General features: G+C 39.1%; 20 protein-coding genes, 4 tRNA genes, 1 pseudogene and 2 riboswitches. Of the genes and pseudogenes, 20 read left to right on the top strand and 5 right to left on the bottom strand.

What is annotated here, in order from left to right; all coding sequences use genetic code 11:
• The first annotated feature begins 105 nt into the window (after nt 1-105).
• A complete protein-coding gene (locus LQZ75_RS04700; protein WP_230096680.1) occupies nt 106-906 on the top strand; it encodes an HAD family hydrolase in 801 nt (266 codons plus the stop codon).
• 54 nt (nt 907-960) lie between these two features.
• Here LQZ75_RS04700 and LQZ75_RS04695 read toward each other — a convergent pair whose 3' ends face one another.
• The 3 genes from LQZ75_RS04695 to trpX are packed head-to-tail and all read right to left on the bottom strand — an operon-like array spanning nt 961 to nt 3,624.
• The gene (locus LQZ75_RS04695; protein WP_230096679.1) at nt 961-1,728 is read right to left on the bottom strand and encodes an ABC transporter ATP-binding protein; all 768 of its coding nucleotides are present in this window, start codon (nt 1,726-1,728) and stop codon (nt 961-963) included.
• Entirely contained in the window at nt 1,721-2,620 is a 900-nt protein-coding gene (locus tag LQZ75_RS04690) for an ABC transporter permease (RefSeq protein ID WP_230096678.1), read from the bottom strand. Before LQZ75_RS04690 ends, LQZ75_RS04695 begins: the two co-directional genes overlap by 8 nt.
• Nucleotides 2,617-3,624: a tryptophan ABC transporter substrate-binding protein gene (trpX, locus tag LQZ75_RS04685; protein ID WP_230096677.1), complete on the bottom strand. Its 1,008-nt coding sequence runs from the start codon at nt 3,622-3,624 to the stop codon at nt 2,617-2,619. The genes LQZ75_RS04690 and trpX overlap by 4 nt, the downstream gene beginning before the upstream one ends.
• A 374-nt stretch (nt 3,625-3,998) precedes the next feature.
• Between trpX and LQZ75_RS04680 the strand changes: the two genes are divergently transcribed.
• The 3 genes from LQZ75_RS04680 to nagE all read left to right on the top strand — a co-directional run bounded on the left by LQZ75_RS04680 (nt 3,999) and on the right by nagE (nt 6,866).
• Nucleotides 3,999-4,370, top strand: coding sequence for a fluoride efflux transporter FluC (locus tag LQZ75_RS04680; protein WP_230096676.1), 372 nt, complete (start codon nt 3,999-4,001; stop codon nt 4,368-4,370).
• A complete protein-coding gene (locus LQZ75_RS04675; RefSeq protein ID WP_230096675.1) occupies nt 4,363-4,731 on the top strand; it encodes a fluoride efflux transporter FluC in 369 nt (122 codons plus the stop codon). Before LQZ75_RS04680 ends, LQZ75_RS04675 begins: the two co-directional genes overlap by 8 nt.
• Nucleotides 4,732-4,847: 116 nt before the next feature.
• Nucleotides 4,848-6,866: an N-acetylglucosamine-specific PTS transporter subunit IIBC gene (nagE, locus tag LQZ75_RS04670; RefSeq protein WP_230096674.1), complete on the top strand. Its 2,019-nt coding sequence runs from the start codon at nt 4,848-4,850 to the stop codon at nt 6,864-6,866.
• Nucleotides 6,867-7,031: 165 nt separating this feature from the next.
• Here the strand turns inward: nagE and LQZ75_RS04665 are convergent, their stop codons facing one another.
• Nucleotides 7,032-7,502 (bottom strand): low molecular weight protein-tyrosine-phosphatase, encoded by a 471-nt coding sequence (locus LQZ75_RS04665; RefSeq protein ID WP_230096673.1) that lies wholly within the window; start codon nt 7,500-7,502, stop codon nt 7,032-7,034.
• A 109-nt stretch (nt 7,503-7,611) separates the two neighbouring features.
• Here LQZ75_RS04665 and LQZ75_RS04660 point away from each other — a divergent pair, with 109 nt between their 5' ends.
• Nucleotides 7,612-8,988, top strand: a complete 1,377-nt coding sequence (locus tag LQZ75_RS04660) for a UDP-N-acetylmuramoyl-tripeptide--D-alanyl-D-alanine ligase (RefSeq protein ID WP_230096672.1) — start codon at nt 7,612-7,614, stop codon at nt 8,986-8,988.
• A gap of 66 nt (nt 8,989-9,054) precedes the next feature.
• On the top strand, nt 9,055-9,582 hold the full coding sequence (locus LQZ75_RS04655; RefSeq protein ID WP_230096671.1) for a DUF1836 domain-containing protein: 528 nt from the start codon (nt 9,055-9,057) through the stop codon (nt 9,580-9,582).
• Between the two features lie 38 nt (nt 9,583-9,620).
• On the opposite strand, the gene msrA is transcribed toward LQZ75_RS04655, so the two are convergent.
• Nucleotides 9,621-10,148: a peptide-methionine (S)-S-oxide reductase MsrA gene (gene msrA / locus LQZ75_RS04650; protein ID WP_230096670.1), complete on the bottom strand. Its 528-nt coding sequence runs from the start codon at nt 10,146-10,148 to the stop codon at nt 9,621-9,623.
• A gap of 381 nt (nt 10,149-10,529) precedes the next feature.
• Here msrA and LQZ75_RS04645 point away from each other — a divergent pair, with 381 nt between their 5' ends.
• The 14 genes and pseudogenes from LQZ75_RS04645 to rpoB all read left to right on the top strand — a co-directional run bounded on the left by LQZ75_RS04645 (nt 10,530) and on the right by rpoB (nt 26,748).
• The gene (locus LQZ75_RS04645; RefSeq protein ID WP_230096669.1) at nt 10,530-11,828 is read left to right on the top strand and encodes a NupC/NupG family nucleoside CNT transporter; all 1,299 of its coding nucleotides are present in this window, start codon (nt 10,530-10,532) and stop codon (nt 11,826-11,828) included.
• 97 nt (nt 11,829-11,925) lie between these two features.
• Nucleotides 11,926-12,849 (top strand): ribonucleoside hydrolase RihC, encoded by a 924-nt coding sequence (gene rihC, locus LQZ75_RS04640; RefSeq protein WP_230096668.1) that lies wholly within the window; start codon nt 11,926-11,928, stop codon nt 12,847-12,849.
• A 44-nt stretch (nt 12,850-12,893) separates the two neighbouring features.
• A pseudogene (locus tag LQZ75_RS04635) lies at nt 12,894-13,310 on the top strand (GNAT family N-acetyltransferase); the annotation flags it as partial.
• Nucleotides 13,311-13,375: 65 nt separating this feature from the next.
• A riboswitch (Lysine riboswitch) is annotated at nt 13,376-13,556 on the top strand.
• Between the two features lie 111 nt (nt 13,557-13,667).
• A complete protein-coding gene (locus LQZ75_RS04630; RefSeq protein ID WP_230096666.1) occupies nt 13,668-15,143 on the top strand; it encodes an amino acid permease in 1,476 nt (491 codons plus the stop codon).
• Nucleotides 15,144-15,258: 115 nt separating this feature from the next.
• A riboswitch (Lysine riboswitch) is annotated at nt 15,259-15,442 on the top strand.
• Nucleotides 15,443-15,550: 108 nt separating this feature from the next.
• Nucleotides 15,551-17,023 carry an amino acid permease gene (locus LQZ75_RS04625; RefSeq protein WP_230096665.1) on the top strand — a complete coding sequence of 491 codons (1,473 nt, stop codon included), beginning with the start codon at nt 15,551-15,553 and terminating at the stop codon, nt 17,021-17,023.
• Nucleotides 17,024-17,147: 124 nt separating this feature from the next.
• Nucleotides 17,148-17,786, top strand: coding sequence for a deoxynucleoside kinase (locus tag LQZ75_RS04620; protein ID WP_230096664.1), 639 nt, complete (start codon nt 17,148-17,150; stop codon nt 17,784-17,786).
• Nucleotides 17,787-17,798: 12 nt separating this feature from the next.
• On the top strand, nt 17,799-19,082 hold the full coding sequence (serS, locus tag LQZ75_RS04615; RefSeq protein WP_230096663.1) for a serine--tRNA ligase: 1,284 nt from the start codon (nt 17,799-17,801) through the stop codon (nt 19,080-19,082).
• 236 nt (nt 19,083-19,318) lie between these two features.
• Nucleotides 19,319-19,400: transfer RNA gene (locus tag LQZ75_RS04610), tRNA-Leu, on the top strand.
• Nucleotides 19,401-19,418: 18 nt separating this feature from the next.
• A tRNA-Thr gene (locus LQZ75_RS04605) sits at nt 19,419-19,491 on the top strand.
• A 5-nt stretch (nt 19,492-19,496) separates the two neighbouring features.
• A tRNA-Gly gene (locus LQZ75_RS04600) sits at nt 19,497-19,568 on the top strand.
• 15 nt (nt 19,569-19,583) lie between these two features.
• Nucleotides 19,584-19,657 (top strand) — tRNA-Arg (locus LQZ75_RS04595).
• Nucleotides 19,658-19,808: 151 nt separating this feature from the next.
• Complete coding sequence (locus LQZ75_RS04590) at nt 19,809-20,276, top strand: CtsR family transcriptional regulator (protein ID WP_230096662.1); 468 nt, start codon at nt 19,809-19,811, stop codon at nt 20,274-20,276.
• A 25-nt stretch (nt 20,277-20,301) separates the two neighbouring features.
• On the top strand, nt 20,302-22,767 hold the full coding sequence (locus LQZ75_RS04585) for an ATP-dependent Clp protease ATP-binding subunit (protein ID WP_230096661.1): 2,466 nt from the start codon (nt 20,302-20,304) through the stop codon (nt 22,765-22,767).
• 399 nt (nt 22,768-23,166) lie between these two features.
• Nucleotides 23,167-26,748: a DNA-directed RNA polymerase subunit beta gene (gene rpoB / locus LQZ75_RS04580; protein ID WP_230096660.1), complete on the top strand. Its 3,582-nt coding sequence runs from the start codon at nt 23,167-23,169 to the stop codon at nt 26,746-26,748.
• Nucleotides 26,749-26,751: the final 3 nt, after the last annotated feature.

The following is a 26,751-nucleotide window of genomic DNA, read 5'->3' as shown; positions in this document are numbered from 1 at the left end:
CAATAATTGCATCAAAAACTCTGAAAACGCTTGCAGGAAGTGTAGTATTTGGTAAAATTAACATGAACAAATAGAATGTAACTGGCGAAAAATTGAGGAGAGCATATGAAACCACATTTAATTTTTATTGATATTGACGGTACACTAATTCATGATGATCAAACCGTATCAGCTAGAACCAAAGAAGTTCTTGAAAAGTTACAAGCACTAGGACATATTGTTTATATTGCAACCGGGCGGATGCGTGTGCATGCCGAATTGGTTCGTAATCTGATTAATAGTGAAGTAAACCTAATTAACTCCAATGGGGCCATGTATGACTTAGGTACCCAACAAGGAATTGAATACTTAGGAATTGAAGCAGTGCAACAAATTATTAATATTGTAAATGAAAATGAAGTTTCTGTCCGTTTATTTACGCCAACACATGTGTACCACAATGTTACTGACAAACGTGAACTTTCAGTTATGAGTTTTGCGGCTAAGATTATGAAACGTGGCGCGATTTCTTACTTTAAAGAAATTGGTGAAATTGATGCTAAGACGGTTACTAATGGGATTGTCGCTGGTGGTGATCCAGATAAAATCGAATTAACTCGTAAAATATTAGGTGGCTTAGATACCCTTGATATTTCATCATCCGCACCAGAAAATATTGAATTGTTACCTAAAGGTGTAAATAAGGCTACTGCGGTAAAGCATGTGCAAACATATTATCAAATTGGTCGTGAAAATACGCTAGTTTTTGGAAACGGTGAAAATGATATTTCAATGCTTGAAGCCGGCGATATTAGTGTGGCAATGCAAAATTCCACGCCGGATGTTTTTGAACATGCACACTATGTTACTGGTACGAACGAAGAAGATGGCGTTGCGGAATTTCTGGAAAAGTATTTTGAATTATAAATAAAATAAAAGCCCGCCAATTGGCGGGCTTTTATTATGCGTGCAAAGACGGGTTTAGTAACTAGCGAAATAGTTAAGTAAGTCATCTTTAGTTAATTGTTCTTTGGCGGTCCCCGTAACATCAAGGGTAATTTGACCGTCGTGTAATACAATTAGCCGGTTACCGTATGTCAATGCATCTTCAAGGTTGTGAGTAATCATTAATGCAGTTTGTGCATTCGATGTTACTTTCTCATTAGTAAGGTGCATTAATTGGGCACTTGTTTTAGGGTCAAGGGCAGCGGTGTGTTCGTCAAGTAATAATAGTTCGGGCTTTTGAATGGTTGCCATTAAAAAGCTAAGCGCTTGACGTTGACCACCAGAAAGGCTACCAACGCTTGTTTGGAGACGTTGGTCCAAGCCGTTACCCATTTGCTTAGTAATTTGTGTAAATTCTGCTAGATGCTTATTGAGATGACGAGGCATCAAAGAAAAGCTGTGGCGTCGATTGAGAGCTAAAAGTAAGTTTTCAGCGACGGTCATCCGTGGGGCGGTCCCTAATTTGGGATCTTGAAAGACGCGGCTAATATATTTAGTACGTTTCAGTTCACTTTCGTGGGTAATATCACGATTGTTGAGCTTGATGGTACCAGTGGTAGCTTTAATGCCACCTGCAATAACATTAAATAGGGTTGATTTACCAGCTCCATTGGAACCAAGCACGGTGATAAAATCCCCTTCATTGATTGTCAAATTGAGCTTTTTTAAAATATTGATACTAGTACCAGTGCTATTTTGGACGGTTGTTGAGACATCCGTTAAAGTAATTAAAGGTTTATTCATGCCGAGTCACCGATCCTTTGAGAACATTTTTAATTTTAAAGATGTGTTGTAGCTTAGGCGTTAACAGCGCAAGGGCTAAGACAATTGCTGAAAGTAAGTTTAAATCGTTTGGATTGAAACCAAGTTGTAAAACGAGGAGTAAGACAAACCGGTAGAAAATTGAGCCAACAGCAATGGCAATCAAGCGAAAGTTAAGAGATAAATCACCGAAAGCGACTTCACCGATGATGATAGATGCTAATGCAATCACGATAATACCAATTCCCATGTTAACATCAGCATAACCGTTATTTTGGGCGATTAAGGCACCGCCAAAAGCAATCAGTGCATTTGAGAGCATCAAGCCAAAGATGGTCATTGAATCTGAATTAATTCCAAATGATTGCGCCATTGTTGGGTTATTCCCAGTGGCGATAAAGGCTTGGCCAAAATTAGTTTGTAATAAATAAATTAAGCCCCCGATAATGACGGCTAATACGATCATACCGACGAATACAGTATTAAAAAATGGTGGTAACTGTTGCATGAAATGACTATTAAGTACTGTCTTTTGATTTAACAATGATAAGTTGGCCCCGTTAAGAATACGGAGGTTAATTGAAAAAATAGCAGTCATTGTTAAAATTCCAGCTAATAGAATCGGAATTTTACCTTTGGTGTAGAGTAAACCAGTAACTAAACCGGCTAGAGCCCCAGCTCCAGCCGCGGCGAGCATTGCTAAATAGGGATTAACACCATTGTGAATTAAGGCTACCGCAGTTGCCGCTCCTAATGGAAATGTTCCTTCAACTGACATGTCAGCAAAATTTAAAATCCGAAAGGTTAAGAATAGTCCCAACCCGAGGACGGCCCAGATTAAGCCCTGACCGATAGCTGATACTAAAATACTCATTTAATAATACCTCCTGGAATAGCTTTGGCTTGTTTTAATAAATCTGCGGGGACGTCAATACCAAGCTTTTGAGCAGCTTTGACATTAATAACTAGTTCACCTTTTTTCATGAATTCAACAGGGGTGTCATTAATTGTTTGGCCCCTTAAGATTTTAGCAATCATTTTACCTGTGGTGACCCCAATTTGGTATTGGTTAATTGATTCAGCTGCAATGCCGCCAGCTTGGACCATTGTGCTAGCTGTTGGGAAAACGGGCATTTTAGCTGGGTTAGTTGCTTGAAGTAAGACCGGCATTGAACTGGCAATGGTATTGTCGGTTGGTACAAATACAGCGTTAATAGCTTTGTTTCGCGCCATTGATTGGGCAACTTGTGCTAAATCATTTGATTGGGCAATTGTATAAACTTTGGTTTTTAAGCCAGCTTGGGTAGCTAATTTGACCATTTCTTTTGCTTCAGTTGTGGCTGAAATGTCAGATGATGTGTAGATAATACCTAGAGTTTGGAGCTGTGGAATGAATTTTTTGATTAATGCTAATTGGTCTTTGAGCGGTGCTTGGTCAGAAACCCCGGTAACGTGATTCCCAGGATGCTTTAAATCAGTAACCAAGCCAGCTGCGACAGGGTTAGTCGAAGGAGCAAATAAAACCTTACCACTTACGGTATTGGCTAATGCTTGGGCCGCTGGGGTTGCAATCCCAACTGAAAGATCGGCATTTTCGTTATCAAATTTAGTTGCCATTGATTTTAAATTACTTTGGTTACCTTGTGCATTTTGAAAATCGATGTGAATTGTTTTGCCATCAATATAGCCTTCTTTGGCTAGTTCATCGACCATCCCTTTGTGAATCGCATCTAGTGCAGGGTGGGTTAAAAATTGTAAGATTCCAACAGTGGGAATCTTTTTCTGAGTATTAGCTTGGTTAGTATTGTGACTAGCACCAAAAAAGGCACCAACTAATACTGCTAGAATCAAACCGATAGATAAAAATAGTCGTTTCATAATATAATTCCTGCTTTCAAAAAAATAGTGGATTAAGCGCAATATATCTGCACCTAATCCACTACTTGTTTCTAGAATAAAGTAATTAAAAAAGGCCGGCATATTTAGCTTAATACTTGCTACCTATGCTGACCTTCGTTGTACGAAAAAGTTGTCGGCACAGATGCGAAATGATCTGTTTGATCAAGTCACACCTGTGATGTAACTTGAATTTACCGACGCCACCAACTATTAATATTGTTGTTAATAAAGGTTTTCATAATAACTTCCTCGTTTGAAATGTCTATAAGTTGTGATTAAATATAGCAAGTTAATGCTTATTTGTCAAACATTTATTTATAATAGAATTATAAAATATGTATTAAGGAGTAGAAATGAAGAAAAAAATACTAGCAGTATTAATTGGTGGCTTTATCGGTGGTGGCTTACGGGAAGCCATTGAAATGGCCTTAGCAACGCCAACATTTCCATGGGCAACTTTAGTAATAAATTTAACCGGTGCTTTTATGCTAAGTTTCTTGAATTATAAAATTAACACCCGCTGGGCAATGCCACCGGCTGTTGCAACGGGTTTGACAACGGGAATAGTAGGCTCTTATACAACTTATTCGACTTTAATATTAGAAAACAATCAATTGATCATCAATCATCACATTGGATTGGCACTATTATATTTAGTAGTTAGTTTTGGTGGTGGCTTACTAGCAACAATTTTGGGGATGCGTGTAGGAGGAAAACATGTTTAATATTTTAGTTGCAGGTTGTGGGGCCGCTTTAGGTAGTGTGATACGTTTTTTAGTTATGGATTATGGTAAGCGCGTTACGAAACAGCCCTTACCAATCACAACGTTGTTAATTAATTTAAGTGGAGCCTTCTTACTTGGCATCTTGGCACCGTTACCATGGCATCCGGCGTTGAAATTATTTTTAGGTACTGGAATTATTGGTGGCTTCACGACATTTTCAACGTTTATGGGTGAATTACTGAGTTTGAATGAAAATCATCAAACGATTGCTTGGCGGTATGCAAGTTTAACGATTCTGATTGGTATAGGTATGAGTTTTATTGGATTAGATCTTGGTAAAATTCTCGCTATGCAGATGTAATTAAAGTTGATTTAAAAAGCTTATAAGCTTTTTGGTATAGAGCAATAAAAACCTTGATTTAATCGATATTCCGTGTAATATATTTTCTATTGGTATAGGAGAAGGAGAAATATAACATGAAAGAATATTTCCAAAAAATGGGGCGTTCTTTAATGCTGCCAATTGCAATTTTACCCGCTGCTTCAATTTTAGTTGGGGTTGGTAATTGGTTGGCATCATTGAAAGCGGGTTTTGTAGCCCAATTTATGATTGCTGGGGGGAATGCGATTTTAGGCGTTTTACCTTATTTATTTGCTATCGGTTTAGCATTAGGAATGTCAAAAAAACGTGATGGTGCGGCTGCTTTAGCTGGATTTGTCGCATTAACCATTCCATTACAGGTGTTGTCACCAGCAAACATGGCTTTGTTATTTGATAAACCAGTTAGTCACATTAACCCGGCTTTTAGTGCAATTCAAGGGAACGTATTAATTGGGATTATTGCTGGCTTGATTGCTGCGGCAATGTTTGATAACTTCAGTGAAGTTAAGTTGCCACAAGCAATTTCTTTCTTTTCAGGGAAACGATTAGTGCCAATTTTGACTGCTGTTGTGATGTTAGTTGTTTCATTATTGATGTTAGTTATTTGGCCACCAATTTTCACAGCATTAGTTGATTTTGGTAAATTAGTGGTTAATTTAGGTCCAGCTGGAGCCGGATTATACGGTTTCTTTAACCGTTTATTGATTCCAACAGGATTACACCACGCTTTGAACTCAGTCTTTTGGTTTAACGTGGCTAATATTAACGATATTTTCAATTTCCTTCATGGCACTGGTGTTAAAGGAATTACAGGGCGTTACCAAGCTGGCTTCTTCCCAATTATGATGTTTGGGTTACCAGCTGGGGCGTTAGCAATTTATCATCAAGCCCGACCAGCCCAAAAGAAGCGTGTCGGTTCATTGATGTTGGCAAGTGCATTTGCTTCATTCTTTACAGGAGTGACAGAACCGCTTGAGTTTTCATTTATGTTTGTTGCATGGCCATTATATGTTGTGCATGCTGTGCTAACTGGGGTATCAATGTTTATTGCGGCTAGTTTCCATTGGACAAATGGTTTTGCTTTTAGTGCAGGGTTAGTTGATTTTGTACTAGATTATCATTTACCACTTGCAAATAAGCCCTACATGTTAATCGTACTTGGATTGTTCATGGCCGTGCTTTACTACGTATCATTTACATTTATGATTCGGAAATTTAACTTAATGACCCCAGGTCGTAATCCGGAAGAAGATGATTTCACTGAAGATGATGAAGTTGTTACCAATGTTACTGGGACTAAGATTAGTAGTACTGATCGTTACGCCCAATTGGCCGAAAAAATTTGGCTAACTTTGGGAGACGGATCAAGTGAACTTGCCAAAGAACGTTTAACAGAAACCGCTCATTGTACAACCCGACTTCGGTACAAATTCAATGATACAAGTGTCATTGATGTTAACGCTCTTAAACGAATTAACGGTGTTGCGGGTGTGAATGTTTTAAATGAGCACCAAATGCAAATTGTTATTGGACCAGAAGTACAATTTATTGCTGATAATATTGATAAAATTAAAAATGGTGAACTAGCGGTTGCAACGATGCCTATTGAGGAAGTCGCAGCGGTTAGTGTGCCTACTACACCAACAAGTGATGTAGCAGTAACACCGTTAACGATGGTGGCAGTTGCTAACGGAACTTTGAAGCCGTTAGCAGATGTTCCTGATGAAACATTTGCTAGTAAAATGCTTGGTGATGGTTTTGCGATTGTACCTAATGAAGGGCAAATTGTGGCACCAGTTGCTGGAGAAATTACATTGATTTTCCCAACCCAGCATGCAATTGGAATTAAAACGGCTGATGGGACGGAAGTTTTAGTTCATATGGGAGTTAATACGGTTGAACTAAATGGGGCACCATTTGAAGTACAAGTTACTGTTGGTCAAACTGTTGCGGCGGGTGAAACATTAGCCCAGATGGACTTAATTGCCATTGTGGCTTCTCGGAAAGCAACCGATGTAATTGTCGTCGTTACAAACCATCCAGAGTGGCAAGCAACGTTAACAACAACAGCTACTGATGTACAACGTGGTACAGAAGTTGCAACCTTAAGTTAAGGTGCATTTTTATAGTTGATGCAAATACATTAAAACAGCCTCCTTGAAGAAAAATTCTTCAGGGAGGCTGTTGTCGTATTTCGAAGATGGCGGACTGGTAGAGTACGTTTTGGCAGCCAACTACGGCTAAAATTTAGGAATTATAAACCTGTTTGCAGATGATTATTATTTGAGATCGGCTTTGATTTTACTTAACCAACTGGGTAAAGTTTCAGTGAGTTGGTCAAAGGTAACGTCAAATTTTTGGGTATACCATGGGTCGGCAATTTCGGTTCCTACTTTTTCAGGGAGAATATCATATGCCAAGTGAATCTTAGCTTTACTGGCCTCATCAGGAGCCATAGCGGTTAAGTTAGCAACATTTTGATGATCCATTGTGATGATATAATCGGCCCATTTAAAATCAGTAGGTGTTATTTGTCGTGCAATAATACCATCAAAAGGGATGTCGTGTTGCTTGAGTTGGGCTTGAGTACCAGGATGGGGCCGCTTACCGACTTCCCAATCAGATGTACCAGCTGAATCAATCTTAATTTGGGCGGCTAAATTTTCATTAGCAACCATTTGGCGAAACATAGCCTCAGCCATTGTTGACCGTGCAATGTTACCTAGACAAACAAAAAGTATGTTTTTCATATGTTTTACCTCGAAACTTTGATATTATTAAAAGTAGCAAATTGATGTTAGAAGTACAATGAAAATAACTCATTGACGATATACATTATGAAGAGGATGGTTCTTTTAGATGAAGATTAAACTTGCGGAAGTCGCGACAGCAGTGAATGCATTAAATGATATTAATGAATACGCGAATGTTGAAATTACATCCGTCGCTTTTGACAGTCGTGATTTAAAACCAGGAGCATTATTTATTCCTTTAGTGGCTGATAATGATGGACATGAATTTTTAGCAAATGCACGCACAAATGGGGCAGTTGCAACTTTATGGGCGCATGATCATGCTGATTCAGCACCAGTTGATTTTCCAACAGTGCTTGTTGAAGATACATTAGTTGGGTTACAAGAATTAGCACGGGATTATTTGGCTAAGATGTCACCTAAAGTCGTGGCAATTACTGGATCAAATGGGAAAACAACCACCAAAGATTTGATTGCGGCAATTGGTAGTACGCAATACAACACCATTAAGACACCAGAAAACTTTAATAATGAAATTGGGGTACCTATTACCATTCTTCGGATGGAAAAGAGTACAGAATTATTAGTCGTTGAAATGGGAATGGATCGCTTTGGCCAGTTAGAATTTTTGAGTGATTTAGTTAAACCAGATATGGCTGTAATTACGATGATTGGTGAAGCGCATATTGAATTTTTCAAGACGCGTGATCACATTGCTGATGCCAAAATGGAAATTGTTTCAGGACTTCAAGAAGCTGGTTTATTTGTTTACAATGGTGACGAACCATTACTACAAGAACGTGCTCTTAAAGTGCAACAAGCAAAAGAAACATTTGGGTTAACTGCCGATAATGATATTTACGCAACTGAAATTGAAACTGGTGATTATGCAACAAGCTTTGTAACTAATAAATGGCCAGATTTAACTTTTACTATTCCTGTTGTTGGTGAATATAACGTTGCTAATGCTTTAGCCGCTTTAGCTATTGGTAGTCAACTTAAAATCTCACCAGAAAATCTACAAGTTGCGTTACGCAATGTTGTCTTAACGGCTAATCGGACTCAATGGTTAAAAAACCACGATGATGTTCGGATCTTAAGTGATGTTTACAATTCAAATCCTACGGCAGTTAAAGAAGTTGTTAAAGTATTTAAAGATACAACAACAACAGGTAAACGGGCCGTTGTTTTAGGTGATATGTTAGAGTTGGGTGAAGATTCACGTGCATTACATGCTAGTTTGGCAGATTCATTGAATCCAACCGAAATACAAGAAGTCTTTTTGATGGGACCTGATATGGGAGCATTAGTTGATGTCTTGGTCGATAAATATCCTAAAGATCAACTTCATTACTATCCTGAACTCGATAAAATTCAGCTAATTGCTGATTTAAAAGCAACGTTAGCTAGTGATGATGTCGTACTTCTTAAAGGGAGTCATGGGATTCATTTAGAACAAGTTTTAAGTGCATTAATGCAATAATTGGGCCATCTGGTTTTGTAGTCTAGTTAATCTGTAGTATAATAAAGAAAAAACGGGGTACGCCAGATGAAATATCAATCATATGCTGAGTGGACAGTTGCCAATAAAGCGTTGAAGTTACCTAAATGGGACGAGTTACCAAAATTTGAATTGTATATGGACCAGTTATTGGAATATGTAAATGAAGTTTTGGCACCGCTAGAAATTGGACCAGTAACTGCGACAATGATTAATAACTATGTTAAAAAGAAGGTTATTTTTCCACCACTTAAAAAGAAATATGGGAATACACAAATTGCCGATATTATCTTATTAACGATGCTTAAGTCCGTTTTTGCGCTCGATCAAATTCGACAAGGGATGAATCAAATTACAATTTCAATGTATCCTAAGCGGGCATATGATTATTATGTGGAACAAGTAATGTTACGCTTTCAAAATTCAAATCAAACACAAATTAAAGAATTGAATGAAAATCCTCAATTAGCCTTAATTGATACAACGATTGAAGCAATGATTAGTAAGTTAAATGCGGAAAAAATTTTGTTTTATTCGCAAGCTCAAAAAGTACCACAAACAGTTAAAGGTAAATAAAAAGCATCCCCGTGGGGATGCTTTTTATTTACCTTTAACTAGCGTTTCCAGTGATCATTTAAGAATTGATCACGAGGACCATGTTCCATAGCGTAGCGAAGGGGATCTTTTTTGTAGAAGTCTTGGTGATACTCTTCGGCTTCATAGAATGGTTTGGCATCTTCAATGGTTGTTACGATTGGTTGCTTGAAGATAGGGGAAGCTTGGAGTATCGCTTTGGAAGCTTCGGCGGTAGCACGTTGTTCCGGGCTATTAACAAAGATTACAGGACGGTAGCTATCACCGCGGTCTTGGAATTGACCGCCAGCATCAGTAGGATCAGTTACTTGCCAGTAAATAGCAACGAGCTTTTCATAGCTAATAAGCGCTGGATCAAATTCGATTTTAACTGCTTCGGTATGGCCGGTAGTATGACTGCATACTTCTTGATAAGTTGGGTTGGCAACATGGCCGCCGGTGTATCCTGAACGTACACTGATGATTCCGGGTAAAGTGTCAAATGGTTGCACCATACACCAGAAACAGCCACCAGCGAAAATAGCAGTATCAGTAGTTGGAATGTTCATATTATTACCTCGCATTTATTTAAGAATGTCTTTAATTATAGCAATTTTTTTAAAAACCGGAATTATTTTAGGTTGATTTAGTAAAATATTCACGTTTGTAATGACTAAGTAATACTTTTCAGTAGAGCTAATTAATAGGAAAAAAGATGAAAAAGCGTTAGAATGGCAGTGTAATTTTAATATTTGAATTTTACACGAATAAATTAACGTATTTTTTTGCTTATGGTTCGCTTTTTTGTGGATATTCAGTAGATTTTATATTAAAACTTGCAACTTCTTTCGCTTTTTAGTATTATTATAATTGTACACTTTTTCGGTTTTACCGATGTGCAATTATAAATATTTCATAGTTATTTTCGTGTTTTCAGAAAGGATACACTCATGTATTTAGCAATAAACATTATTGGTGTTTTTGTATTTTTGGGCGTAGCATTCTTGTTCTCTAAAGATAAGAAGGCTATCAATTGGCGCTCAATCGCAATCGTTTTAGTAATTAACGTTTTCCTTGCATGGTTCTTTAGTAGTTTCTCAGTTGGTCGGGATGCCGTCCAAGCTGCTGCTAATGGATTTGAATGGTTAGTTAACGCATCATACAAAGGGATTGCCTTTGCGTTACCTAACTGGGTTTCATCATCACTTGGTGCTGAAATTGGTGGATCTTTAGCAAAGGGTAGCAACATGAACTTTGTGACTGCCGCTTTATTACCAATTCTCTTGATTGTGCCATTGTTTGATATTTTAACTTATATCGGTGTGTTACCATTCATTATTAAATGGGTTGGTAAGGGCTTGTCATTTATTACAGGTCAACCAAAGTTTGAATCATTCTTTTCTGTTGAAATGATGTTTCTTGGTAACACTGAAGCGCTTGCGGTTTCTCAACTTCAATTGAAGTCAATGAAAGCTCAACGTAATGTTACGATTGCTATGATGTCAATGAGTTGTGTGACAGCTTCAATTCTTGGTGCTTATATTGGTATGATGCCAGGTATGTACGTTATTACCGCTGTGCCATTGAACGTTTTAAACGCAATTATTATTACTTCATTACTTAACCCAGTTAAAGTTAGCACGGAAGAAGACACAATTGCCAAAATTGGTGGTTCATCAGCAGCTGAATCTGCAGGTATGGAAGATGGTAAGAAAGAACCATTCTTCTCATTCCTTGGTGATTCAATTCTTGGTGCTGGTCGTTTGATTTTGATTATTGCAGCTAACGTTATTGCATTCGTTGCTTTGGCTTACTTGATTGATAAAGTGCTTGGTTTAATTAACCCTAACTTGTCACTTGAAAACATTTTAGGTATCATTATGTTCCCATTTGCTTACTTACTTGGTTTCAACCCTGAAGATGCCTTCAAAATGGCACGTTTCATGGGTACTAAGTTAGTAACTAATGAATTTGTTGTTATGGGTCAAGTTACTAAAGATGTAACAGCTGCTGTTAAGGCTAATTATCACGGTACAGGTCTCTACACACGTCACTTCGTGGCAGTACTTACAGTGTTCTTGACTTCATTTGCGAACTTATCAACTACTGGTATGATTATCGGTGCCTTCAAAGGAATCGTAAATCGTGAAAGCAATGATGCTATTTCAAAGAGTGTCCCATTGATGCTTCTTTCAGGTATTTTAGTTTCACTACTTTCAGCAGGTCTTATTGGTATTTTTAGCTGGTAAGCGATATAATATCCATGTATTAGTCAGTTTCTATTCAACGGGACGCGGGCATTTTGTCCCGCGTCTCGTTTTTTTATGTAAATTGGAGGATTTTAAGATGCAAGACCAAATTAAAGTAATTATAGATTGTGACCCTGGTATTGATGATGCTGCAGCATTAGCTATTGCCTTAACTAATCCCAAGTTTGACGTACGGTTAATCACAACGGTTGCCGGGAATGTTTCGGTTGATAAGACAACAAAAAATGCCCTTAAGTTAGTACATTTTTTTAATGCAGATGTTCCAGTAGCGGCGGGTGCCGTCGTACCATTATTGAAGCCGTTTGAAGATGCGGCCCGAATTCATGGCGAATCAGGAATGCCTGGTTATGACTTTGGTGAGTTATACGGTACCCCAATTAAAAAAGATGCCGTGACGGCAATGTATGACGTTTTAATGGCTGAACCAGAACCAATTACTTTGATTCCAACAGGGGCATATACTAATATTGCTTTATTATTGCGATTGCATCCAGAAGTTGCGCCCAAGATTAAACGGATTGTTGCTATGGGTGGTTCAATTAGCGGTGGTAATATGACTAGTACGGCTGAATTTAATGTCTTTACTGACCCACATGCAGCGGAAATTATGTACAATGCAGGGATTCCGGTTACGATGATTGGTTTAGATATTACTTTAAAGGCATTAGTGACCCCTGATACGTTGGCCAAGTTACCAACATTAAATGAAGCAGGTAAAATGCTACGAGCATTAATTACGCACTATAACGATGGTGGTGATGCTGGAGTACCAATGCATGATGTTAATACCATCTTTTATCTGCTGCATCCTGAAGCAATTCAAACAAAAGAATACTGGATTGATGTAGTAACTGAAGGACCTGCGATTGGAACAACGGTAGCCGATATTCGTGGGGCGTATCATGATGGTAAGACAAACGTTGATGTTGCAATTGATATTGATACCGTAGCATTTAATGAATTTATGTTAACGGAAGTTAGCGGAATGGACAAAGGTTAAGGATGGAGATTGAGGTTCGATCGTTATAACCGACTGATTTTGATGGTTATTGGCCGTTAATTAGTAATCCTAAGTTGGCTGATGCGGCTGGTTTTTGGGCCGTTGAGGATAAATTTGCTGGGCAGATGATGTTTCAAGCGGCATTAAGAAGGCAGCTTACTTATTTAGTGATTTATAAGCAGCAAATTGTCGGCAGTGTTGCTTTTGAAGCTGATGGAACTAATACCCATAGGTTTGAGATTGGTTATGTATTATTAGCAGATTTTTGGAACCTTGGTATTATGACGGCAGCTGTGGGGCAAGCAACTAAGCTTGCGGTTGAAGACTTATTGTGTCAAGAGTTATGGGCCAAGGTAGCCACTGTTGATAGTGCGTCAGCGAAAGTTTTACAAAAGAATGGGTTTAAACCACAAGGAGTTAGTCAGTTGGATGGAACTGTTAAATTTATCTGGCAAGGTTAAATAATTTTAATAAAAGTCTTGCGTTTAGCTAAATATTTATGTATTATTAACGTTGTTAAAAGTAAATATTTGAAAGAGGTTGCAACCAACATCAGTAAGCTAATTCAGGAGACGGACTCCAGAGATTAGGTGAAAGGGGCGGTTGCCGAAATGAGTTAATTTCCGGAAATTAACTTGTTGGGCCGGTACTTAATAGGTGCCGGACTGTCGCAGCAAAAATGTCGGCTGCGGGGCGCTATCGACAAACGGTAAGAATGAATGTATTCGGATCCTTTGGCTAATGTGTGTATGATTAGGCGAGGGATCCTTTTTTGTTACCGTGAAGAAGGCTTTTCGAATAAAAAAGGAGAAGAGAAAATGGCACAAAATACAGAATCACTAGGTGGTGGAATTAAGCGTGAGCTTAAGACGCGCCACATATCGATGATTGCTTTAGGTGGATGTATCGGAACAGGCCTTTTTGTTGCATCTGGTTCAGCAATTTCACAAGCGGGACCTTTGGGTGCAATTACGGCCTATATTGCTATCGGGATTATGGTATTTTTCTTGATGACATCATTAGGAGAAATGGCAACTTACATGCCACTAACTGGTTCATTTGCAACATATGCAAATAAATTTGTTGATCCGGCCTTTGGATTTGCAATGGGCTGGAATTACTGGTTTAACTGGGCGGTAACCTTAGCGGTTGATGCGGCAACTGTGGGGGTAGTTATGAATTATTGGCTACCTAATATGCCACAATGGATTTGGTCAGCGATTGCTTTAGCAATTATTTTTGTAATTAATATTTTATCGGTTAAGTCATTTGGTGAAACTGAATTCTGGATGTCAATCATTAAAGTTATTACAGTTTTAGTATTCTTAGTAGTAGGTTTATTGACGATTTTTGGTATTATGGGTAATCACATTGATGTTATCAATAATTTAACGGCTAATCACCATAACGGGGGCTTTGTTGGCGGCTTGCCAGCTATCTTGGCCGTCTTTGTGGTTGCTGGTTATTCATTCCAAGGAACTGAACTTATTGGAATTACGGCTGGTGAATCAGCAACACCGGAAGAATCAGTACCTAAGGCAATCAAACAAGTATTTTGGCGAATTTTGTTATTCTACATTCTTTCAATTTTCGTAATTGCTGCTTTGATTAACTACAAGAACCCTGATTTATTACGTTCAGATGCCGCTCACGTTGCGGTTTCGCCATTTGCACTTGTCTTTAAGCAAGCGGGATTTGCAGCTGCAGCATCAGTAATGAATGCCGTTATTTTAACATCTGTGTTATCATCAGCCAATTCAGGAATGTATGCTTCAACACGGATGTTATATGTGATGTCACGTGAAGGTTTTGCACCCAAAGCATTTGGTAAGACTAATCGCCGTGGGATTCCAGTGGCTGCATTACTTGGTACAACTATTGTCGGATTGTTAACATTTGTCACTAGCATTATTGGACCAAACGCATATAACTACTTAGTGGCGGCATCTGGTTTAACTGGATTTATTGCCTGGATTGGAATTGCGGTATCACATTACCGTTTCCGCCGAGCTTTTGTTGCCCAAGGTAAAGATTTGAATGCCTTGAAATACAAAGCTAAGTGGTTCCCATTTGGTCCATTGATGGCTTTAGTAATTTGTATTTTAGTTATTATTGGTCAAAATCCCCAATCATTTGTCGCCTTAGATTGGCAACAAATTTTAATTACGTACATGAGTGTGCCACTGTTTATCATCTTGTATGTCTATTATAAGGTGCGCCACCGAACAAAGGTTATTCCACTTAAAGAGGTTGATTTAAACAAATCATCAAAGAGTGAGAGTTACGAAGGATAAGTTAAATGATAAAAGGAGCTGTGACGCAGCTCCTTTTTTATTTTATAAAGCACGGTTACGTTATAGTTGAATTTAGATTAATATCCAAGTATAATACTTAACTATTGACAATTGAATTATTTGAAGAGGTCGCAATTGACAAAAGTAGTTTGAGTTAGGAAACGGAATTCCGGAGCTTGAATGAACGGGGAAATTGCCGAAGTTAGTTAATGTTTCGGGGTTAATTAGCTGGGCTAGTGTTTAATAGATGCTAGACTCTCGCAGCAAAAAATGTCGGCTGCGGGGCGCTGTCGACAATCGGTATCTAAAAATTAGGAACCCTTTGGCTAATGTGTATTTTTATTAGGCAAAGGGTCTTTTTTTTATTATCTGAAATGTTTCGGCTTCAAATGGACTAGGAGAAGAAAATGTCAACAAAGAAAGAATCCTTAGGTGGGGCAATTAAACGTGATTTAAAGACACGTCATATTTCAATGATTGCTTTAGGAGGATGTATTGGAACAGGGCTGTTTGTTGCATCAGGATCCGCAATTTCACAAGCGGGGCCATTGGGGGCGCTTGCAGCTTATACTGCTATTGGGATTATGGTGTATTTTTTAATGACATCATTAGGAGAAATGGCAACATATATGCCATTAACGGGCTCATTTGCAACGTATGCTAGAAAGTTTGTTGATCCGGCATTTGGTTTTGCAATGGGTTGGAATTACTGGTTTAATTGGGCCATTACTGTCGCAGTTGATGCAGCGACAGTAGGTGTGGTTATGCATTATTGGTTTGCGAATACACCACAATGGATTTGGTCGGCAATTGCCTTGACAGTTATTTTTATAATTAATTTCCTATCAGTTAAATCATTTGGTGAAACAGAATTTTGGCTTTCAATTATTAAAGTGATTACGGTGGTGGCATTTTTAATTATTGGATTATTAACCATTTTTGGTATTATGGGTAATCACATTGATGTTGTTAACAACTTAACCGCAAATCATCACGGGGGTTTTGTTGGTGGTATACCAGCAGTGCTAGCAGTTTTTGTGGTTGCTGGTTATTCATTTCAAGGTACCGAATTAGTAGGGGTTACCGCTGGTGAATCAGCGACGCCGGAAAAATCAGTTCCTAAGGCGGTTAATCAAGTGTTTTGGCGAATTTTGTTGTTTTACATTTTATCAATTTTTGTGATTGCCGCTTTGATTAATTACCAAAATCCAAATTTATTACGTTCAGATACTGCTCACGTTGCGATTTCACCATTTGCATTAGTCTTTAAACAAGCGGGCTTTGCAGCCGCAGCTTCCGTGATGAATGCTGTTATTTTGACATCAGTACTATCATCAGCCAATTCAGGCATGTATGCTTCAACACGGATGCTTTACACAATGGCTGCCGATGGTTTTGCACCAAAAGTATTTCAAAAAATCAGCCGGCGTGGTATTCCGGTTGCGGCACTATTAGGAACAACCGTGGTTAGTTTACTAACCTTCCTAACTAGCGTTGTGGGACCAAATGCGTATAACTACTTATTGGCCGCTTCTGGTTTAACCGGGTTTATTGTATGGGTTGGAATTGCGATTTCACATTATCGCTTCCGTCGCGCGATGGTAGTTCAAGGAATGGATTTGGGGGTGTTGAAGTATCGTGCCAAATGGTTCCCGTTTGGACCATTATTTGCTTTAGTAATCTGCATTTTAGTGATTATTGGGCAAAATCCGCAATCATTTATTCACTTTAACTGGCAAGAGGTTTTGATTACTTACATGGACCTACCTTTAATTGCTGCGTTGTACTTTGGTTACAAATTTTATTACAAAACAAAACTAATTCCGCTTAAAGATGTTGATTTAAGTCGAGATGATGTTGAAAAAACAATGAATAATTAATTTTAAAAAAGGTTTTGCGATTATGCGAAACCTTTTTTGCTGTTTATTCAACGAATATTTACCAAAACATGGATATTTTTGATATAGTTATAGGGATAAGTTTGATGATGTAGAGGAGTATGTAATGATAGTTTTATCTGGAACGATTGGGGCAGGTAAGTCAACTTTAACGAAGATGTTGGCTGATCATCTGGGCACACAAGCATTTTATGAAACGGTTGATGACAATACTATTTTAAAGATGTTTTATGCTGATCCACAAAAATATGGTTTCCTTTTGCAAGTTTACTTTATGAATAAGCGCTTGGGCTATATTCAACAAGCTCAGAGCAATGAGTTAGATATTTTGGATCGCTCAATTTTTGAAGATGCACTATTGTTTAAGCTTAACGCTGATCTTGGTCGAGCAACTGAAACGGAAGTTGAAATTCACCAAGCTTTACTTGAAAACATGATGGAAAACTTACCTGGTGTAGCTTCAAAAGATCCTGGTTTATTAATTTATATTCGTGTTTCGTTTGAAACGATGCTTAAACGAATTGAATTACGGGGGCGTGATTTTGAACAAGTTGAACAAGATCCGAGTTTGTATGAATACTATCGGACATTGACAAGTCGTTATGACGCTTGGTTTGAAGCGTACGATCGTTCACCTAAAATTATGATTGATGGTGATCGATTAGATTTTGTTACAGAAGAATTGGCACGGACGGAAGTGCTCGCGGCAATTGATAATAAATTAACCCAATTAGGATTGAGATAGGAGATTTTTTGTATGTTAGATATGAAGTTATTTCGTACTGAAACTGAGTACGTTAAAGAACGATTAGCTACCCGTGGAGTGGCTAGCCAAACTATTGATGAGTTAATTACATTAGATACTAAGCGCCGGGATTTGATTCAAGAAACGGAACAATTAAAGGCTAAACGTAATGTGGTGTCTGAAGAAATCGCTGTGGCAAAGCGCAACAAGCAAGATGCTAGTGCGGTAATCGCTGAAATGCAAGCGGTTGGAGCTAAGATTAAGTCAATTGATGCTGAACTTGAAACAGTTGAAGCATCAATCTTCAGCATTGCTTCACACTTGCCTAACATGCCTCATGAAAGTATTCCAGTTGGCCCAGATGAAGAAGCCAACGTTGAAATTCGCACAGATGGTCAAATTCCTGAATTTGACTTTGAACCTAAAAATCACTGGGAAATTGGTGAAGATTTAGGGATTCTTGATTTTGAACGTGGTGCCAAAGTTGCAGGGGCCCGCTTCTTATACTATGTTGGACAAGGTGCACGTTTGGAACGGGCAATCTACAATTTTATGTTGGATGAACACCGTAAAGAAGGTTACAAAGAAATGTTGACGCCTTACATGGTTAACTACGACTCAATGTTTGGAACTGGTCAATATCCTAAGTTTGAAGAAGATGCTTACCGTGTAGGTGTTGAAAATGACATGACGTTAATTCCAACGGCTGAAGTACCATTAACTAACTACTACCGTGATGAAGTGATTCCAGCCGAAAAGTTACCAGTATACTTTACAGCTGTATCACCATCATTCCGTCAAGAAGCTGGTTCAGCCGGTCGCGATACCCGTGGTTTAATTCGTTTACACCAATTTAATAAGGTTGAAATGGTTAAATTTGCTAAGCCTGAAGATTCATATAATGAACTTGAAAAGATGGTTACAAATGCTGAAAATATCCTACAACGTTTAGGATTACCATATCACGTAATTAATTTATCAACTGGGGACATGGGCTTCTCGGCTGCTAAAACTTATGATTTAGAAGTTTGGATGCCAGCACAAAACATGTATCGTGAAATTTCTTCATGTTCAAATACTGAAGCCTTCCAAGCACGTCGTGCTCACATTCAATACCGGGATGCTGATGGTAAGTTACAATTCGTTCATACATTGAATGGATCTGGACTTGCTGTTGGGCGGACTGTTGCTGCTATTTTGGAAAATTGCCAAAATGCAGATGGTACTGTGACTATCCCTGAAGCACTTCGGCCATACTTTGGTGCTGATAAGATTGTTAAAGAAGACGAATTATAAGCATTAATGTAATTAGATGATATTTAAAAAGCACGCTAAAAATTTTAATTTTTGGGGTGCTTTTTTATTTTGCTTAATTAAATAATTTGGAAATCTTTATTTTAAGGTAAATTCAAGGCGTATTTTTTGATTAATAAAAGTTTTTGTGCTTTTTAGTAAAAAAACAAAAATTTTTGTTGACCTTTTTGTTTCTGCGAGGTATTATAAAATAGTTGTTTCAATAAATACGAAATGAAGCGGATGTGGCGGAACTGGCAGACGCGCTGGATTTAGGTTCCAGTGTCTTATGGCGTGGGGGTTCGAATCCCTTCATCCGCATTTCTTTTTTGGAGAAACGCCGACTTAGCTCAGTTGGCAGAGCACATCACTAGTAATGATGGGGTCGAAGGTTCGAATCCTTTAGTCGGCATTAGTGCGAAAGTAGTTCAGTGGTAGAACATCACCTTGCCATGGTGGGGGTCGCGGGTTCGAATCCCGTCTTTCGCTTAAATTTAATATTATGCACCTATAGCGCAATTGGATAGAGTGTCTGACTACGAATCAGAAGGTTGCAGGTTCGACTCCTGCTAGGTGCATCGCGTAAAATCACGTCTTTGAATAAAGACGTGATTTTTTGTCGACAAACTTTATTGAATAATTTGATACCTTGCAATTTTGAACAGTATTAAGGATAATAAAGTCAAGATTAGTCAAAGAAATGTTCGCAGTGAAAGGAGGCGGTGGATAGTGGAAACACAAAATGTTTCAGATATGATTGAACAATATTTAAAAAATATTTTGCAAGAACATCAACACATCGAGATTCGACGTGCAGAAATTGCACAACAATTTGATGTGGTCCCATCGCAAATTAATTACGTCATTAAAACCCGATTTACGATTCAGAATGGTTATTTAGTTGAAAGTAAACGTGGTGGTGGTGGCTATATTCGCATTGCGAAAGTGCGCTTATTAGAAGATAATCAAGTGTTAGATTTGTTGATAGCAGCAATTGGAACAACGGTTTCACAACATGATGCCATCGCTGTTGTCCAAAGTTTATTTGAAGATAAGTTGATTTCGCCGCGTGAGGCAAGTTTGATTTTGTCGACTATTGATAAAGATACGCTTCGGATTCACGATACTCAAACGGAAAATGCGATGCGTGCGCGTATTTTAATTGGAATTTTAAATCGGCTGCGGTTTAAAAGTTAAGATAGCAAAAAAGTGAGGTGTACAAATGGAAAATGAATACACAAGAAGTGCTCGAAATGTACTAGTATTAGCACAAGAACAAGCAAAATTTTTTAAACATCAAGCGGTTGGTACCGAGCACTTGCTTTTAGCTTTAGCCATGGAATATGAAGGAATGGCTGGAAAAGTGTTGGCTCGCTTTGGGCTAGATGCTGATAAAATTCGCCGTGAAATTGAAAATTATACAGGTTATGGTAATTTAAATCCGCTTGAACGAGAGGATTATTTGCCATATTCACCTAAAGCTGCCGCTACACTACGTGCTGCTGGTGAGGAAGCGCGTAATTTGCAAGCTAAAAATATTGGAACGGAACATATTTTATTAGCGTTGTTAGGATCACAAAGCAATTTGGCAACACGGATGTTAGGTGATTTGAATGTTAAACCAGCTGATATTCAACGCCAAATATTAAAAAATGTTGGTGTTAACGCTGATGCTCCTCGTGGTAAAGGTGGTCGGGTCACGCCAAAGGGCACACCAACACTAGATGGTCTTGGTCGAGATTTAACTAAGATTGCGGCAAGTAAGCAAATGGACCCAGTAATTGGTCGGACTCAGGAAGTAAAACGCGTTATTCAAATTTTGAGTCGCCGTACGAAAAATAACCCTGTACTTGTTGGGGAACCAGGAGTTGGTAAAACAGCGATTGCTGAAGGCTTGGCACAAAAGATTGTCAATAAAGAAGTGCCTGCCAATTTACAAGGTAAGCGGTTGATGTTGCTTGATATGGCGGCAGTAGTTGCAGGTACGAAATACCGTGGTGAATTCGAAGAACGATTACGTAAAATTGTGGATGAAGTTTACAATGATGGTAATGTGATTTTATTTATTGATGAATTGCATACTTTGATTGGTGCTGGTGGTGCTGAAGGTGCGATTGATGCATCTAATTTATTGAAGCCAGCTTTAGCGCGCGGTGAGGTGCAAATTGTTGGGGCAACCACCCTTAATGAGTATCAAAAGTACATTGAAACTGACACTGCCCTTGAACGCCGTTTTGCTAAAGTGTTGGTTAATGAACCTTCAGAAACGGATACGACGGAAATTTTACGGGGCTTAAAGCAACAATATGAAAAGCACCATCGAGTTGGGATAACTGATGAAGCGATTGAAGCGGCAGTTAAGTTGTCGGTGCGTTATATTCCTGATCGCTTTTTGCCTGATAAAGCAATTGATGTGATTGATGAAGCGGCTGCGAAGGTGCGCATTAATAATCCGGAAGTTAGCGATGAATTTTTACCACTAACGCAAAAATTGGCAGAATTAGTACGTCAATGTGATGAGGCTTTGTTACAACAAGATTTTGAACGGGCGGCGCAGTTGCGGCGACAATTTGTTGAGGTAAATGAAGAGTTAGAAGCTAAGCAACGGCAACAAGCGACCCAAAAGTTGTTACGAAAAGATGATGATTATTCATTGGTGGTAACGGCTGAGGATGTGGCGGAAATTGTGGCTGAGTGGACTGGTGTGCCTGTGACGCAGATGGAAAAAACGGAACAGACACGATTAATTAATTTAGAAAAAGTACTCCATGAACGGGTGATCGGGCAAAATGAAGCGGTATCAGCGATATCACGCGCCATTCGCCGGGCCCGTTCTGGTTTGAAAGACCCTAAAAAACCAATTGGAAGCTTTATGTTCCTGGGGCCTACGGGGGTTGGGAAGACGGAATTGGCTAAAGCATTAGCCGAAGCTGTTTTTGGCTCTGAAAAGAATATGATTCGGATTGATATGTCTGAATACATGGAAAAATATTCAAGTAGTCGCTTAGTTGGAGCGGCACCTGGGTACGTTGGCTTTGACGAAGGTGGACAATTGACGGAAAAAGTTCGGCAACAACCATATGCTGTGGTGTTGCTTGATGAAGTTGAAAAAGCACATCCAGATATTTTTAACTTACTTTTGCAAGTGTTAGATGATGGTTATTTAACTGACTCTAAGGGTCGCCGGGTTGACTTTAGTAATACGATTATTATTATGACATCTAACCTTGGTGCAACACGCGTTCGTGATGAAAAGACAATGGGTTTTGGTGCTAAAAAAGCCGAAGAAGATTATGAAGCAATGGCGGCTAAAGTCCGGGAAAGTTTGAAAGAACAATTCCGGCCAGAGTTTATTAATCGGATTGATGAAACGATTATTTTCCACAGTCTAGGTAAAACGGAGCTGCACGAAATTGTTAAATTGATGGCGCGGAGTTTACTTAAACGTGTCCAAGAACAAGGGATTGATATTAAAATTACGCCGGCAGCAATTGATGTTGTTGCGGCAGCTGGTTTTGATCCTGAATATGGAGCGCGGCCATTGCGACGGGCTTTACAAACAAAAGTTGAAGATGTTCTTAGTGAAGAATTACTTGCAGGCCACATTGCGACTAATGACAGTGTGACAATTGGGGCTGCTCGTGGTGAAATTAAGTTAACAATTAAGCATCCCGAAATTTCGCATTAAAAAACTAACAAGCTAGGTGAATTTTTGAATTCGCCTAGCTTGTTCTAATCTATGGCGGTATTTAGGTGTGTAACACAATTTTTTGAGTGTATTTTTGGATATTAAAGGTCTACTATCATGGCGATTCTTTCTAAATAATATTTTTTGGGATAAAAGTCAAGTATTACTTGCAAAAAGTTATTATTTTTAGTAGTATATATAGAGAACAAACTACGAATAAAAATGGCTTTTGTGATATATTGTCCGCAGAAACCTGTATATTAAGACAACTGGAGCTTCGGAAAAAGCTGCAAGTTGTCTTTTTTATGCCTTGGATTAGGATATTATGCTATTTGTAACCATAATGTAATAATTCAGGACGTAAACGTAGGGCAAAAATTTGAGATGAGGTGACCAATTTTGGCAGGGCATTTAATTCAAACCGGCAAACGCCGTACCCGTCGCAGTTACGCGCGAATCAAAGAAATCCTTGATTTGCCTAACTTAATCGAAATTCAAACAGATTCATATCAATGGTTTTTAGACGAGGGGTTACGGGAAATGTTTAACGACATTCTCCCAATCGAAGACTTCCAAGGTAAATTATCATTGGAATTTGTTGACTACAAGTTAATGGAACCAAAGTACACAGTTGAAGAAGCCCGTGAACACGATGCTAACTATTCAGCTCCATTACACGTAACTTTGCGTTTAATTAACAATGAAACTAACGAAATCAAGTCACAAGATGTCTTCTTTGGTGATTTCCCATTAATGACTGACCAAGGTACTTTCATTATTAACGGGGCTGAACGTGTTATTGTTTCACAATTAGTACGTTCACCAGGGGTTTACTTTAATGAAGAACTCGACAAAAATGGCCGCCCAAGTTACGGTACTACTGTAATTCCTAACCGTGGAGCATGGTTGGAATTTGAAACAGATGCAAAAGATGTTGCATATGTTCGAATTGACCGTACACGTAAGATCCCATTGACTGAATTAGTACGTGCACTTGGTTTCTCTTCAGATAGCGATATCTTAGAAATCTTTAGTTCATCATATGATTCATTGATGAACACTATCGAAAAGGATGTTCACAAAGAACTTTCTGAATCACGTACTGAAGAAGCCTTGAAAGACATTTACGAACGTCTACGTCCAGGTGAACCAAAAACTGCTGATTCATCACGGTCATTGTTAACAGCTCGTTTCTTTGATCCAAAACGTTATGATTTAGCACCAGTTGGTCGTTACAAGATCAACAAGAAGTTGAACTTGAAGACTCGTTTACTCGGTCTTACATTAGCTGAAACTTTGGCGGATCCTGAAACTGGTGAAGTTATTGCAGCTAAGGGTACTAAGATTGACAAGAATGTAATGGCTGACTTGGCACCATTCCTTGATAAGGAAGACTTCAAGGCAACAACATTCTTCCCAACTGAAGACGCCGTTGTAACCGAACCAATGACAATTCAAACTATTAAGGTTGAATCTCCAAACGATCCTGAAAAGGAACTCTTGGTAATTGGTAATGGTCACATTGGCGCAACAACTCGTACGGTTACACCAGCTGATATCATTGCATCAATGAACTACTTCTTTAACTTAAAAGAAGGTCTTGGCGCAACTGATGATATTGACCACTTAGGTAACCGTCGGATTCGTTCAGTTGGTGAATTATTACAAAACCAATTCCGAATCGGTTTATCACGGATGGAACGTGTCGTTCGCGAACGGATGTCAATCCAAGACGCCGAAACGGTAACACCACAACAATTAATTAACATTCGTCCAGTAGTTGCTTCAATTAAGGAATTCTTTGGTTCATCACAATTGTCACAATTCATGGACCAAACTAACCCACTTGGAGAACTTTCACACAAACGTCGTCTTTCAGCGCTTGGACCTGGTGGTTTGACACGTGACCGTGCCGGATATGAAGTCCGAGACGTTCACTACACGCACTACGGTCGGATGTGTCCAATTGAAACTCCTGAAGGTCCTAATATCGGTTTGATTAACTCACTTTCATCATATGCGAAAGTGAACCGTTACGGATTTGTTGAAACACCATACCGTCGTGTTTCATGGGATGACCATAAGGTTACTGAAAAAATTGATTACTTAACTGCCGATGAAGAAGATAACTTTGTTATTGCACAAGCAAATACACCATTAAACGATGATGGTTCATTTGTTGAAGCAGCTGTAATGGCGCGTGATGCGGATGACAATATTGAAACTTCAATCGAAAACGTTGATTACATGGACGTTTCACCTAAGCAAGTAGTTGCCGTGGCGACAGCCAACATTCCTTTCTTGGAAAACGATGACTCAAACCGTGCTTTGATGGGAGCCAACATGCAACGTCAAGCGGTGCCATTGGTTAACCCACATGCACCACTTGTTGGTACAGGTATTGAATATAAAGCAGCCCACGATTCAGGGGTTGCAATGATTGCTAAACACGCCGGTGAAGTTGAATACGTTGACGGTCGTGAAATCCGTATCCGTCGTGAAGATGGTTCATTAGATACTTACAAGTTGATGAAGTTCCGTCGTTCAAACTCAGGTAAGAACTACAACCAACGTCCAATTGTACGTGTTGGTGAAATGGTCGATGCCGATGAAGTCCTTGCTGATGGTCCATCAATGGAACAAGGTGAATTAGCCTTGGGTCAAAACCCATTGATTGCCTTCATGACTTGGAAAGGTTACAACTTTGAAGATGCCATCATCTTGAACGAACGTTTGATTCGTGAAGATGTCTACACTTCAATTCACATCGAAGAATTTGAATCAGAAGCTCGAGATACAAAGCTTGGACCTGAAGAAATGACTCGTGAAATCCCTAACGTTGGGGAAGAACAATTAAAAGACCTTGATGCAATGGGTATTATCCGTATCGGGGCCGAAGTTGAAGATGGTGATATCTTAGTTGGTAAGGTTACTCCTAAGGGTGTGACTGAATTATCAGCCGAAGAACGCTTGCTTCACGCCATCTTTGGTGAAAAAGCACGTGAAGTTCGTGATACATCACTTCGTGTACCTCACGGTGGTGGAGGGGTCGTTCAAGACGTTAAAATCTTCACTCGTGAAAACGGTGATGAACTTTCACCAGGTGTTAACATGATGGTTCGTGTCTACATCGCCCAAAAACGTAAGATTCAAGTTGGGGATAAGATGGCCGGACGTCACGGTAACAAGGGTACTGTATCAATCGTTGTGCCATCAGAAGACATGCCATACATGCCAGATGGTACACCAATCGATATCATGCTTTCACCCATGGGTGTGCCTTCACGGATGAACATCGGTCAAGTGCTTGAATTGCACTTGGGTATGGCTGCTCGTACATTGGGTATCCACATGGCCTCACCAGTATTTGATGGTGCTACTGATAAAGATATCTGGGATGCTGTTCGTGAAGCTGGTCTTCCAGCTGATGGTAAAACCGTTCTTTACGATGGTCGTACTGGGGAAGCATTTGATAACCGAATCGCCGTTGGGACAATGCACTACATGAAGCTTGCTCACATGGTTGATGATAAGATTCACGCCCGTTCAATCGGACCTTACTCACTTGTTACGCAACAACCACTTGGTGGTAAAGCGCAATTTGGTGGACAACGTTTCGGGGAAATGGAAGTTTGGGCCCTTGAAGCGTATGGGGCTGCTTACACTCTTCAAGAAATCTTGACTTACAAGTCAGATGACGTTGTTGGTCGTGTTAAGACTTATGAAGCCATTGTTAAGGGTGAACCAATCCCACAACCTGGAGTTCCAGAATCATTCCGTGTGCTTGTAAAAGAATTACAATCACTTGGTCTTGATATGAAGGTGTTGGATGCAGATAAAGAAGAAATTGAACTCCGTGACATGGACGAAGACGATGATGACGTTGTAAACGTTGATGCTCTTGCTAAGTATGCTGCTGAACACGCTGCTGAAAATACTGAAACAGCAAAGCCAGCAACTGATACAATCGAACAAGAATAATGA

Source organism: Periweissella fabaria (assembly GCF_918814575.1).
GTDB classification, from domain to species: Bacteria; Bacillota; Bacilli; order Lactobacillales; family Lactobacillaceae; genus Periweissella; species Periweissella fabaria.
Note: the sequence above shows the minus strand (reverse complement) of the source record. Positions and strands in the feature narration are given on the sequence as shown.